Below are 12,713 nucleotides of genomic sequence, written 5' to 3'. Positions count from 1 at the left end.
TGCAAATTCCTCAGTAGGTTGGGTTGAAAGGGAAATTCCGCCTCACCACGGCAGCCGCTGGTCCTGGAAGAAAAAGCCGCCCGTTGGCCCCTCTTCCCCGATGCAGGCATAGCGGATGACGGTACGAGCGCCGCTTGCGACGCTCATGTCCGCGCGTTCGCCGCCCATGCTGGTTTGCAGCCAGCCGGGATGAACAGCGTTAATTTTGATTGGTGTCCCGCGCAGCTCTTCCGCAATCAGAATGGTGAAGGCGTTGAGCGCGGCTTTGGACGTGTCGTACCCCAGCGCGCGAATCGGATAGACCGGCGAATGCGGATCGGATAAATGGGCAAGCGACCCGCGGATGCTCGATACGTTGACGACGCGTCCCGCCGCCGAGCGTCTCAGCAGCGGCAGCAGAGCCTGCGTCAGGAAAACGGGAGCGAAGAAGTTGGCCTCAAATGTGTCACGCACCGCGTCCGCTGGCGCCTCGCTCGGCGGGCGGGTCGCCGGCGTGCCGCCGTCGGGACTGTCCAGCAGAATACCGGCGTTGTTAATCAGAATATCGAGCCTGCTATAAGCCCTGTCGATCTCCGCGCAGGCCGCCTGTCGATCCGCTTCGCGGGTAACGTCAAGCCTGAGCACCGATGCTTTGCCTCCCTGGCCACGCAGCTCGTTTGCCACCTGTCGGGCTTTGCGCTCATCGCGGGCGCCAATAATAACGTGGGCGCCGAGCGCAGCAAGCTGGTGAACAATCTCCAGCCCGAGTCCGCGCGCGCCGCCGGTCACCAGCGCGACCTTATCGTGAAGCAGAGCGTGGGTATTCGTCATGATGATATTCCTTAAATACAATACCGATCGATATTATATCGAACGGTATTGTATTTGCCGCTGAGGTGTCAAGCGATTTATACTGACCGGTATTGAAATCGGGGGGAGCGGAAATGGGACGTCACAGACAGTTCAACGAAAATGAGGCGCTGGAGGCGGCGCTCTCTGTCTTCTGGCAGAAAGGATACGAAGGGGCCTCCCTTGAAGATCTCACGCAAGCCACCGGCGTAGCCCGCCCCGGCCTCTATGCGGCATTCGGCAACAAGGAAAAAATCTTCCTCAAGGCCCTCGATCTCTACGACGCCGCGTACATGGGGTTTATGCGCGAGGCGCTGGATGAACCGACGTCCCGCGAGGTCGTGGCGCGGATCCTGCGAGAATCGGTCAGCGTCCAAACGGCAAGCGCCGACCATCCGGGCTGCCTGGGCATCAACGGTGCGCTGGCCTGCTCCGATGATGCAGAACCCATTCGCCGCGAGCTGATTCGCCGCCGCAGCGCGACCCAGCAGGCGTTGAACGACCGCCTGGAGCGGGCACGCCGCGAAGGCGATTTGCCGCCTTCCGCGGACAGCACCACCCTGGCTGCCTTCGTCATGACGCTATCTCAGGGGATGGCCGTGCAGGCCAAAGCCGGGGCCAGCAGGCAGATGCTTGACGCCCTGGTCGAGCACGCGCTGGCGACGTGGCCCTCCGCATCCCGCTAATTCCCTCGTCGCCGGCATAAAAAAACCCGCCTTAAGGCGGGATAATCGTAGCGCGGGTAAAAAAGCCTCCGGGTCGGAGGCAAAGAAGGGTAAGGAAAAAGCAGACGCAATGCGGATATCCTTATTTCGCATTGCGCGACAGGCAAGGCACGCTTACTTATAAATATCGGCGGTGCCGAAGAAAACATTATTCCCGCCGGCGGCCACAATTCGGTAGCTGCTGGCCCCTGCGGCCTGCGCTTTTGCCGCCAGATTAGCGTCCAGTTCTGAAAGCGTGGTCGCTCCGCTGCTGTCAGAAATCGTACCGATACGGGTCATCCCCTGCGGCATGGTGGTTTCCATCGCCGCAAAGCTGGATGCGGAAACAGAACCAAGGATCAGTGCGGCCAGAATCATTTTTACGTTTTTCATATGTCACCTCAATAAGTGTAATTAACCAGGGGCAGAGAGCGTTAAAACGTTTCGCTGCCCGATGACTGAATTACACCACTGCAATGTATCGGTAACATATCGACAATAAGGTGAAAGTGTACCGGGGTTTCGCTATCGCGCCTTTATATACACTGCGATACATTTCAGCGCCCGCTGCCCGGCAGGGTCACCGTCACCCGCAATCCGCCCTGCCGACGATTAGCGAGCGTCAATTCCCCGCCCAGCGAGGCCACCAGCTGCTGGGCAATCGCTAAGCCCAGCCCGGTGCCGCCGGTGGCGCGATTGCGCGAATTTTCCACCCGATAAAACGGCTGCATCACCGCATACATCTCCGCCGGCGGAATCCCCGGACCGCGATCGAGAACCTCAATGGTGATGGCGTCAGCGTCCTGGCTCACCGCCACCTCCGCGCTGCCGGCGAACTTGAGCGCATTATCGATCAGATTACTCAGCGTTCGCCGCAGCGCGTGGGGTTTGGTGCTTAGCGAGCCATTTAATTTCCCCCGTAATACCACCTTCTGACCGGTATCCTGATAATCGCACACCAGACTATCGATAAAGGCGTGCGGCTGAATGCGGCAGGGCTTTTCGCTGCTGCTTTCGCTGGTACGCGCGTAGGCCACCCCTTCGCGCACCAGCAGCGTCATCTCCTCGAGATCCTGTAAAAGTCGGGACTTGATTTCGGTATCATCCATCATTTCTGAGCGCAGCCGAATGCGGGTGATTGGCGTTTGTAAATCGTGAGAGATCGCCGCCAGGATCTGCATGCGCTCTTTCAGGTAAGTCGTAATACGCTCCTGCATGGCATTAAAAGCCCGCGCGGCGTTACGCACCTCAACCGGTCCCTCTTCCGACATCTGTACGGTTTCGCCCGGATCGGGATGCAGCGTTTCGGCCGCGCGGGTCAGCACCGTCAGCGGACGTACCGCGCTGCGCACCGCCAGCCAGGCGGAACCCAGCAGCAGAATAAACTGCCCGATCAGTACAATCGGCAGCCAGCGGGCGAACGGCATATTGCGCGGCCGCAGATCGATGGTTAATGGGCTGCCATCGCTCAGGCGCAGATGCGCCATCATCTGCCCGGGGCTCACCGGATCCACGCTAAAGCTCAGCGGATAGCGCCCGCCTAACACCCGGGTCAGGGCTGCCGCCGTATCCTGCAGGCGTTTGCTCTGTACAGTCTTGCCCGACGGGCTGGCGTGTAAAAGATAGTGATGGTTACTGCGATCGAGGCGCGCGGTCCACGCGGCACGCTCCGCCACCGGCAGACGGTCAAGGATAGCGATGCTGGTGGCAACGTCATACTCCAGGTTGTCCATCATCATCGCCTTCGTGCTCTGAGAACGCTCCAGCAACAGCAGCCCCAGCGTTAAACCATTCGCCAGCAGCAAACCCAGCAGCAAAATCAGCATCAGGCGCGATGCCAGACGTTTGGGCCACCATTGTGTCAGGCGTTTCACTCTCTGGCCTCGCGCAGCTCCACGGGCATGGCGAAGACGTAGCCTTCGCTGCGCACCGTTTTAATATAAGAAGGTTCGCGGGCGACGTCGTTGAGGCGCTGGCGCAAGCGGCTTACCAGTAAATCAATCGAGCGTTCGAACAACTCGGCATCGCGGCCCTGGGTGAGATTCAGCAGCTGATCGCGATTTAATACGCGCTGCGGATGGTCCACGAAAACCCGCAGCAGACGATACTCCGCCCCGCTTAGCGCCACCATCACCCCCTCTTTATCGATCAGGTTGCGCGAGGTGGTGTCCAGCTCCCAGTCGCCAAACGCCAGAATGCGCGCGGCTTCAGAGATCACCAGATTCGGCGGCATCATCCGCGTGCGCCGCAGCACCGATTTGATTCGCGCCAGCAGTTCACGGGCGACAAAGGGTTTGACCAGATAATCATCCGCGCCCATTTCAAGGCCAATGATACGGTCAGTGTCTTCACTGCGCGCCGTTAACATCAGTACCGGCGTGCCTTTATGCTTGCTGCTGCGTAGCTCACGGCACAGGGTCAGGCCATCGTCACCCGGCATCATCACGTCGAGGACAATCAGGTCGACCGGCGTGGTTTCCAGGAAGCTGCGCATTTGCCGCCCATCCGCGGCCTCGGTGGTACGCAGACCGTTTTTTTTGAGGTAATCGGCTATCAGGCTACGAATTTCACGATCGTCATCGACAATCAAAATATGATCGACATGTTCCACGGCGCACTTCCTCTTCTCAGGCATGATCTCACGGCGGCCAGTTTATCGCAGTTGTTACGCAAAAGTGTCGGGCTTTGTACCGTACTGTATCCAGCGCGGGGGCCGTTTTCAGGCCGCAGCCTGTCGCCATCAGGTCCGCTGGGTCGTTTTGCCAGAAACATTCCGTCATCCCGCTACATAAAAATACAAAATCCACCACGGTAAGAAACAGTCCTGATACATCGCTTTGCTTATATAGGCGCCATGACAGGCCCATCCGGTCCTGATTGATTCGCTAAAGGGTGTGCTATGAACCGTATTGTTCGCTATTTCCTTATTGCTAACGGCCTGCTGCTGCTGAGCCAGAGCGCAGGCGCTCATGAACATCACGCCGCTGACGCTACCGCGCTTACGCAGGAACAGGGGTTCTGGAAAGAGAATGCGCAGGCGATGGATACCATGATGGCGAAAATGGCGATTGAGCCGACGGGCAACATCGACGAGGACTTCGTTGCCATGATGACGCCCCACCACCAGGGCGCGATGGATATGGCCGTGGCCGAACTGCGTTACGGCAAAAACGAACAGCTAAAACGCATTGCCCAGGAAATCATTGTCACCCAGCAGCAAGAGATCGTCGCCATGTACCAGGCGCTGGGCAAACCGCTTCCTCCTGCTGTACCCGCACCCGATCAAATCCAATCTGAATCCGCGCCTGCTGCTCCGCAGGGGAAATAAGCCACCTTGCGTGGTCACGATAATACTCGACAGTTAAAGGGATACCCATTATGACAAGAAGATTCGTACGCTCGGCGCTGGCGGCAACGGTGGCGCTGGCGTCCTCATTCGCCTCGGCAGGGCAAGCGCCCTATGCGGCCTCTGCGGCAGATATCGGCGTGAGTCATCGCGACCGCGTTTATGCCGCAGAACAGTTCTCCAATACCGTATCGGTCACCGATCCGGCCAGCAACACCCTGCTCGGGGTGATTAAACTGGGCGATGCGCAGCCCGCCAACCTCAGCCCGCTGTACAAAGGCCAGGTGCTCGTGCATGGTTTAGGCTTCTCTCCGGATGGCAAGACGCTTGCCGTGGTCTCCATTGGCTCGAACTCCGTCAGCCTGATTGATACCGCAACCAACGCGGTGAAGCACGTGACCTACGTCGGGCGTTCGCCACACGAGGCCTTCTTTACCCCGGACGGCAAAGAAATCTGGGTGACCGTACGCGGTGAAGATTATGTTGCCGTGCTGGACGGCGCCAGCGGCGAAGAGAAAACGCGGATTAAGGTCCCCGGCGGCCCGGGGATGCAGATTTTCTCCCCGGATGGTCAGTACGGCTATGTCTGCTCCTCTTTCAACCCGCAAACCGTGGTGGTGGATGTTAAGCAGCATAAAATTGTCGGCAGCATTCAGCAGGCCAGCCCGTTCTGCCCGAATATTGCGGCGACCCCGGACGGCAAGCAGGTATGGTTCACCTTAAAAGACGTTGGCAAAGTGCAGGTGTTCGATGCGCATCCGCCGTTTAGCCTGCTTAAAACCATCGACAGCGGCCCGATTACCAACCACGTCAACATTGTGCATAACGCCAAAGGGACCTTTGCCTACGTCACCATCGGCGGCCTGAATAAGGTGAACGTGTATCGTACCGATGACTTCAGCCAGGTCGCCACCATTGCGGTGGGCAACCTGCCGCACGGCGTCTGGCCATCAGGCGACGGTAGCCGCGTCTATGTCGGTCTGGAAAACGCCGACGCGCTGACCGCCATTGATACGCTGACGAATAAAGTCATTGCCACCGTTCCTATCGGCCAGGCGCCGCAGGCGGTGGTGTATGTGCCCAATGCCGTACCGCAGGGCGACGGCAAGCAGAATCTGGTTCCCCTCGGCCTCGCCGGCAAAGCAGCGCATCTGGCGCTGAAAAACGTGAATGCCGCCCCAGGCGCGCAGCCGGCAACGACGCTGTCGCTGTTCGATCAGGGGCTGACCCAGGTCCTGCAGGCGTCGGCCACCGGCCTCGAACCGAAGCAGGCCTATCTGCTGGCGCTCTCGCCGGATGCGGAAGGTAAAGGCCAGCTGGAACCGCTGGCGCAGTTTATGACTAACCCGGCCGGGGCGGCAATCGTCAACGCCGTTGGCCCTATCCGCCAGGTGGTTGATAGCCGCCACGCCGATGAACGCCGCTACCTGGTGATTGTGAAAGGCACCGCCGAGCAGCACGGCAAACCGGTACAGGTCCAGGTGCGCTAATCCTTTCCCCGTCCGTACCGTTAGCCAGATTCACGCCGTGAATCTGGCTTTTTTATCGCCGCAAGCAGCGCCAGCTATTTCTCCCTGCGATCATCCGTTAACTGCCGCCATACCTCGTTCGATACCCGCGCCAGCTCCGCTTTGTCTTCCTCCGCGGATAGCGCATAGCCAAAACCGCGATCGATCCAGTAAAACACGCTGATATTTCCCTGCCGGGCAAACTGAAAAGCCGTGCTCCCCTGCGGCTCCGTGCGATGCGCGGTTCTTTCATCAGAGACATACAGGGTCAATTTTTTGCCGTTGCGGTCCTGATACATAAACTGCGCCACCGGCCCGCTGCCGCCGGGCAGCAGGCGCCCCCCTTCGAGGCTATAGCCCACCGCCTGTAAATGCGGCGGATTCATCGGCGCTCCCATGCGTTTTGACAGCCATTTCACCAGCTGCGCTTCGTGTGCGGCGTCAATTTCTACCGGACGGCGCTCATCCACGGCATAGACGGCGTGGGCAACGGCGGCGCGTTGTACAAATCCTGCCGTCGGAACGGCAGCCGGTAATGGCTGCGCCGGATGTTGCCAGACGATATCCGGCGAAGCCGAAATAGCGCGTAGCGCCCAGCCGGTGATGCCGCTGACAAGCGCCAGCGCCACGCATGCGGCGATGGGCAGCAGCCTGCGTGGCGAACGTTGCGCAGGCTGAGGCTGTAGCACGGCGCGCAGCAGGCGCGGCGGCGGCGAGTCATCGAGTATGGGATCGTAGAGCGCGCGGAGCGCCTCATTCTGCGCCCGCCATGCCGCAACTCTTTGCGCTTCATCGGGGTGGGCTGCCAGGTAGCTTGCGACCTGCTGCATCCGTTCATGGCTCAGTTCACCATCAAGCCAGGCGTGAAGATCGTCATCAGTGATAGGCATTGGCGGCTCCGGTGCTGAGAATTATTTCACCCGCGTCACGCGGACTGAGTTACGCGGCCCTTCCATTAACAGCCGCAGACGCTCGCGGCCGCGTGAAAGACGGGACATAACGGTGCCAACAGGGATGTTAAGGATATGCGCAATATCGGCGTAGGCCATATCCTCCAACGCCACCAGCAGAACCACCTCTTTTTGCTCCGGCGGCAGATGGCGCAGCGCCGCCTGAAGATCCATCAGCGTCAGCTGCTTATCGTGATGCGCTTCGACGCTGGCGTCATGCTCTGCCATCTCGCTTACCGGCACCCGCGGGCGCCGTACGCCATCGATATAGAGGTTGTGCATAATGCTGAATAGCCAGGCGCGCATATCAAGAATAAGGGGCCAGTGCGCCGATTTCGCCCAAGCCCGCTCAAGGGTATCCTGGACCAAATCGTCAGCATCATCCCGGTTATGCGTCAACGCCTGCGCGTAGCGGCGCAGGCGCGGAAGCCAGGGTAACAGCCGGTTATCGTGGGACTGACGCACGAGGATCGCGTCAGTAGGACGCGCTGACGTTCAGCGACGGCGCAACCTGCCAGATTTCGTCCACGATTTTACCGTTACGCCAGGTCAGGACATAGCGCACCTTCACCGGCATTTTCCCTTCAAACAGGACGTTCGCCGTGACGGTTGTGCCTTTCGGGTTGGCGGCTTCTTCAACCGAGGCCACGCTTAGCTTCATCGTCCCCTGAGCGGTGGTGAATTTTTTCCACACGCCGCCAATCGCCTGCGGCGTACTATACGCCCCGTCCAGCGGGCCGCCGACCCACTCGAGATGCGCCCGGCTATCATAATGCTTCATGATCTCCGTCACGTTGCCTGCGGCAATCGCCGCAAAATGGGCCTGAGCATCATCTTTTGGCGCCGCAAAGCTGTAAGCCGATACCAGAGCCAGTAAAGCAGTAGCAGGGACAAGCAGTTTGGTTCTTAACATGGTCCACTCCTGAAGAGGTCAGAGAAAGGCCCGCAGTGAGCCGTCATCATGCAGACGTACGGGCGTTGAATTTTATTCCCGCTCGCGCAGCTTTTTTATCGATTGACCCCAATACCCGCTTCCCGGCGAAAGGCAACGGCTGTCGCCCGGCCCGCCCACAATAAAAAACCCGCATGCGAACGGCACCCGTTGAGTCAGGTGCCGTTCGCATGCGGGTTTATCGATATTTCGCCGAAATTATCCGCCGCAACCGCAGCGGAATACTTTTCGCCTGAGGGTCAGCGCGGCAGGAAAGCGGCATCTGCCCTCATGGTTGAAAAGCGTGCGATTGCGCCTGGTGGCCGGCTTCAGCCATCCAAAGCTCGGCATCGGCGCCAGCGGGAATAAGCAGCGGCGCAGAGGCGTCGGTCGCGGCCCGCCAGATCGCTTCTGCCACATCGCCGGCATGAGTCACCGGGCCCGGGTCCTCCAGGACGCTTTTGATAAACTGCTGCAGCATCGGAGCGTAGTCCGGATCCTCCATGCCGCGCACGTGGGGACGAGCATTATCGCCGAAGCGGGTTTCAGGCGAACGACCGGGCAAAACGATATGTACGCGGACGCCGAAGGGCGCCATCTCCACCGCCAGGGACTCGGTGAAGGCATTGACGGCCGCCTTGCTTGCCCGGTAAATCCCGACGATCGGCAATGCTTTGACCGTTACCGTAGACGTCACGTTAATGATCGCGCCGGCCCGGCGCTGGCGCATTTGCGGCACGAAGGCCTGAACCATTGCCAACGTGCCAATGGTGTTCGTCTGAAACAGGGCATGGACGGTTTCCGCAGCGGTAAGCTCAACCGGCGCCGGCGCGCCGAAACCGGCATTGTTGACCAGGACGTCGACGGGTCCCGCCGCCGCCAGCGCCTGCGCGATGCTGGTCGGATCGGTGATATCCAGCGCCAGCACCCGCAGCCGTTCAGAGGACGGGAGCACCTCTTCGGTCGGCGTACGCATCGTGGCAATCACCTCCCAACCCCTGGCAAGGAACAGCTTCGCGGTTTCCAGGCCGAAGCCGGATGAACAACCGGTAATCAATATCGTAGGCATAAGCATCTCCATTAAACGTTGACGCTCTTATAGTAGTCGCCAAAAATTGGACGTAATATAGCTTACAGTCGTCATTACTTTAGAGAGAGTCTCGTTCATGACTCCCGATCCGCTTGCCCAGATCGTTACGCTGCTGCAGCCTGCCGCCCGTTTTTCCAAGCTGGTGGAGTGCGCCGGCTCGTGGCGGATCCATCGTGAGGCGACAGGCGAGCCCCTGTATTGCGTGATTCTTGAAGGCAGCTGCCGCGTCACCTTCGACAGGAACCAACCATTCATCCTCCATGCGGGCGACTTTATTCTAGCCCCGGCAATGCAGGATCTGGTCAACGGCAGCCTCGATGCGCCGGACGATATGCCCTTCACTTCGCCCGTGCGGATCACCGAGGGACATTTTCGCGTTGGGCGCCAGCAGGGTGCTGCCGATCTGCGCATGCTCATCGGCCACTGCAGCTTCGCCGCGTCGGATGCGGCGCTGCTGGTCTCGCTGCTGCCGGACGTGGTTGTGGTACGCGATCGTCCCCGGCTGACCACGCTGATACAGCTGATCGACGAAGAAACGCGAGAGCGGCGGTCGGCAAAAGAGCTCGTGCTGGAGCGACTTCTTGAGGTGCTGCTGATCGAGGTCTTGCGATCCGGCACAGAGACCACATCCGTTCCAGGCCTGGGACGCGGCCTGGCTGACGAGCGTCTCGCGATCGCGCTGCGCTGTATGCATACTCAACCTGAATACTCCTGGACGGTTGCCGAGCTGGCCACCAAAGCCGCCCTCTCCCGCTCGGCCTTCTTTGCCAGATTCAGCCGCATCGTCGGCCTGCCGCCGATGGAGTATTTACTGGCCTGGCGCATGGCGCTGGCGAAGCAGCTATTGCGGAGCCGAAAACTGAGTATCGATCGGCTGGCCGTTCAGGTGGGTTATCGGTCGGCAAGCAGCTTTAGCATCGCGTTCACCCGCTATGTCGGTATGCCTCCCGCCCGATATGCGCGCTCGGTAGCCCCGCCCCCGCCTGCGCTTTTGCAGGATGGGGAACAGGATAACCCCGATCCGCTCGGCGATCGGCCGTTCAACTAACGCCGGCCTGTTGCACGCCATTCCCGAGCGATAGCCCATATTCCACAGCCCGCGGAGCCCGGATTTGCCGCCGGCGGCGGATTTTCTATACTTCAGGGACGCAGCAGATTTGGAGCCAACGAGTCTCCGACAATAAATTGGGCTAACGGATTAAGCGGGATATGACCATGCACAGCACCAATTACCGGAATACGCTGATCGTCGTATCGGATGATTGCCCGGTGGCGGTGGCAACGCCGCCAACGAAGGAGGGCACGATCGCCGAACGGCAGTTCGCCAGGCTTTCAGCCGCGCCATACGCCATGACGTCAGATGAACTGCTTCTCGCGGTCGAGAACGATCGCAAAGGCCCGGTGACGGCCGAAGCGTTCTTCGCCAGGCCGCAGGCCTGCCTGCGCGCTTCTCCCCTGGTGAAGAAACACGGCTATGGTCTGCATCACAACCGGGAGAGCCGCATCGCGCTGGTCGCGGTAGAGAGCGAAGCCTACGCGCGGCTGCTGGCCGATCCGGACGTTGAGAAACGCCCGGGAATGCGTAGCGCGCGGAAGGGATAGCCGTTGCCACCGGCGACATGAACGCCGGGAAAGGCCGGGTACAAAAACAGAAAAGCCCGCAGTGACGCGGGCTTAGAGATGTTACGGCTTTTACGTGCGGGCGGTTGCCGGACGCGAAATCATTCCCACTCGATCGTCGCCGGCGGCTTGCCGCTGATGTCATACACTACGCGGGAAATACCGTTCACTTCGTTGATGATGCGGTTGGAGACGCGGCCGAGGAAGTCGTACGGCAGGTGCGCCCAGTGAGCGGTCATAAAGTCGATGGTTTCTACCGCACGCAGGGAAACAACCCAGTCGTATTTACGGCCATCGCCCATCACGCCGACGGAACGAACCGGCAGGAACACGGTGAACGCCTGGCTAACCTTGTTGTACAGGTCGGCTTTGTGCAGCTCTTCGATGAAGATAGCGTCCGCGCGACGCAGCAGGTCGCAGTACTCTTTCTTCACTTCGCCCAGCACGCGTACGCCGAGGCCCGGACCCGGGAACGGGTGACGGTACAGCATGTCGTACGGCAGGCCCAGCTCGAGGCCGATTTTACGCACTTCGTCTTTGAACAGCTCTTTCAGCGGTTCAACGAGGCCCATCTTCATCTCTTTCGGCAGGCCGCCGACGTTGTGGTGAGATTTGATAACGTGCGCTTTACCGGTCGCGGAGGCCGCGGACTCGATCACGTCAGGGTAGATAGTCCCCTGCGCCAGCCACTTCACGTCTTCCAGCTTCAGCGCTTCTTCGTCAAATAGCTCAACGAACACGCGGCCGATAATTTTACGTTTCGCTTCCGGGTCGTTCTCACCGGCCAGCGCGGCAAGGAAACGATCTTCCGCGGAAACGTGGATGATGTTCAGGCCGAAGCGGTCGCCAAACATGTCCATCACCTGCTCGGCTTCGTTCAGGCGCAGCAGGCCGTTATCAACGAACACGCAGGTCAGGTTTTTGCCAATCGCCCGATGCAGCAGCATGGCGGTAACGGAAGAGTCGACGCCGCCGGACAGGCCGAGGATCACTTTGTCGTCGCCAACCTGCTGACGGATGCGCTCAATGGCATCATCAATAATCTTAGCCGGCGTCCACAGCGCTTCACACTGGCAGATATCGCGCACGAAGCGCTCCAGCATACGCAGGCCCTGGCGGGTGTGGGTCACTTCCGGGTGGAACTGCACGCCGTAGAAGCGTTTTTCTTCGTTAGCCATAATGGCGAACGGACAGGTCTCGGTGCTGGCAACGGTCACGAAGTCAGACGGGATGGCGGTCACTTTATCGCCATGGCTCATCCAGACGTCGAGCAGCGGCTTGCCGTCGGCGCTGAGCGAATCTTCAATCCCGCGGATCAGCGCGCTGTCGGTTTGTACTTCAACCTGCGCGTAGCCGAACTCACGCTCGCTGGAAGCCTCAACGTGGCCGCCCAGCTGCATTGCCATGGTCTGCATGCCGTAGCACACGCCAAAGACCGGCACGCCGGCTTCGAAAACGTATTCCGGCGCGCGCGGGCTGTTATCTTCAGTGGTGCTTTCCGGGCCGCCGGAAAGAATGATGCCGCTTGGGTTGAATTCACGGATCTGAGCTTCAGTCACGTCCCAGGCCCACAGTTCGCAGTAAACGCCTAATTCACGTACGCGACGCGCAACCAGCTGAGTGTACTGAGAACCGAAGTCGAGGATAAGAATGCGATGTTTATGAATGTTGTCCGTCATTGACGTTTATTCCAGAGCAGTAGCAATTAAATAAAATCGCCCGGCGCATGGCCGGGC

The 12,713-nt window shown here is 59.7% G+C and carries 14 protein-coding genes; 5 read left to right on the top strand and 9 right to left on the bottom strand.

Translation table 11 applies throughout. From position 1 onward, the window contains the following. Positions 1-42: 42 nt before the first annotated feature. A complete protein-coding gene (locus EDF75_RS24590; protein WP_208113327.1) occupies positions 43-810 on the bottom strand; it encodes an SDR family oxidoreductase in 768 nt (255 codons plus the stop codon). 113 nt (positions 811-923) lie between these two features. Here EDF75_RS24590 and EDF75_RS24585 point away from each other — a divergent pair, with 113 nt between their 5' ends. Then, positions 924-1,514 (top strand): TetR/AcrR family transcriptional regulator, encoded by a 591-nt coding sequence (locus EDF75_RS24585; protein ID WP_133601200.1) that lies wholly within the window; start codon positions 924-926, stop codon positions 1,512-1,514. Positions 1,515-1,667: 153 nt separating this feature from the next. On the opposite strand, the gene bhsA is transcribed toward EDF75_RS24585, so the two are convergent. The 3 genes from bhsA to EDF75_RS24570 form a co-directional block, all read right to left on the bottom strand. Beyond that, complete coding sequence (bhsA, locus tag EDF75_RS24580) at positions 1,668-1,925, bottom strand: multiple stress resistance protein BhsA (protein WP_133601199.1); 258 nt, start codon at positions 1,923-1,925, stop codon at positions 1,668-1,670. A 164-nt stretch (positions 1,926-2,089) separates the two neighbouring features. Beyond that, positions 2,090-3,406, bottom strand: coding sequence for an ATP-binding protein (locus tag EDF75_RS24575; protein WP_133601198.1), 1,317 nt, complete (start codon positions 3,404-3,406; stop codon positions 2,090-2,092). Then, a complete protein-coding gene (locus tag EDF75_RS24570; protein ID WP_133601197.1) occupies positions 3,403-4,143 on the bottom strand; it encodes a response regulator in 741 nt (246 codons plus the stop codon). The genes EDF75_RS24575 and EDF75_RS24570 overlap by 4 nt, the downstream gene beginning before the upstream one ends. 288 nt (positions 4,144-4,431) lie before the next feature. Here EDF75_RS24570 and EDF75_RS24565 point away from each other — a divergent pair, with 288 nt between their 5' ends. Next, the gene (locus EDF75_RS24565; protein WP_133601196.1) at positions 4,432-4,860 is read left to right on the top strand and encodes a DUF305 domain-containing protein; all 429 of its coding nucleotides are present in this window, start codon (positions 4,432-4,434) and stop codon (positions 4,858-4,860) included. A 50-nt stretch (positions 4,861-4,910) separates the two neighbouring features. Further along, positions 4,911-6,368, top strand: coding sequence for a YncE family protein (locus EDF75_RS24560; protein WP_133601195.1), 1,458 nt, complete (start codon positions 4,911-4,913; stop codon positions 6,366-6,368). 74 nt (positions 6,369-6,442) lie between these two features. On the opposite strand, the gene EDF75_RS24555 is transcribed toward EDF75_RS24560, so the two are convergent. From EDF75_RS24555 to EDF75_RS24540, 4 genes are all read right to left on the bottom strand, one after another. Next, a complete protein-coding gene (locus EDF75_RS24555; protein ID WP_133601194.1) occupies positions 6,443-7,276 on the bottom strand; it encodes an anti-sigma factor family protein in 834 nt (277 codons plus the stop codon). 21 nt (positions 7,277-7,297) lie between these two features. After that, positions 7,298-7,801: an RNA polymerase sigma factor gene (locus EDF75_RS24550; protein ID WP_133601193.1), complete on the bottom strand. Its 504-nt coding sequence runs from the start codon at positions 7,799-7,801 to the stop codon at positions 7,298-7,300. A gap of 10 nt (positions 7,802-7,811) precedes the next feature. Further along, entirely contained in the window at positions 7,812-8,249 is a 438-nt protein-coding gene (locus tag EDF75_RS24545) for a nuclear transport factor 2-like protein (RefSeq protein ID WP_133601192.1), read from the bottom strand. A 307-nt stretch (positions 8,250-8,556) separates the two neighbouring features. Beyond that, positions 8,557-9,336, bottom strand: a complete 780-nt coding sequence (locus EDF75_RS24540; protein ID WP_133601191.1) for an SDR family oxidoreductase — start codon at positions 9,334-9,336, stop codon at positions 8,557-8,559. A 97-nt stretch (positions 9,337-9,433) separates the two neighbouring features. Between EDF75_RS24540 and EDF75_RS24535 the strand changes: the two genes are divergently transcribed. Both EDF75_RS24535 and EDF75_RS24530 read left to right on the top strand, forming a co-directional pair. After that, complete coding sequence (locus EDF75_RS24535) at positions 9,434-10,405, top strand: AraC family transcriptional regulator (RefSeq protein WP_133601190.1); 972 nt, start codon at positions 9,434-9,436, stop codon at positions 10,403-10,405. A 167-nt stretch (positions 10,406-10,572) separates the two neighbouring features. Further along, on the top strand, positions 10,573-10,959 hold the full coding sequence (locus EDF75_RS24530; protein ID WP_133601189.1) for a DUF6157 family protein: 387 nt from the start codon (positions 10,573-10,575) through the stop codon (positions 10,957-10,959). Between the two features lie 119 nt (positions 10,960-11,078). On the opposite strand, the gene guaA is transcribed toward EDF75_RS24530, so the two are convergent. Continuing rightward, the gene (gene guaA / locus EDF75_RS24525) at positions 11,079-12,656 is read right to left on the bottom strand and encodes a glutamine-hydrolyzing GMP synthase (protein WP_133601188.1); all 1,578 of its coding nucleotides are present in this window, start codon (positions 12,654-12,656) and stop codon (positions 11,079-11,081) included. Between the last annotated feature and the right edge of the window lie 57 nt (positions 12,657-12,713).

The organism is Klebsiella sp. BIGb0149 (assembly GCF_004362605.1).
Lineage (GTDB): Bacteria > Pseudomonadota > Gammaproteobacteria > Enterobacterales > Enterobacteriaceae > Klebsiella > Klebsiella terrigena.
Note: the sequence above shows the minus strand (reverse complement) of the source record. Positions and strands in the feature narration are given on the sequence as shown.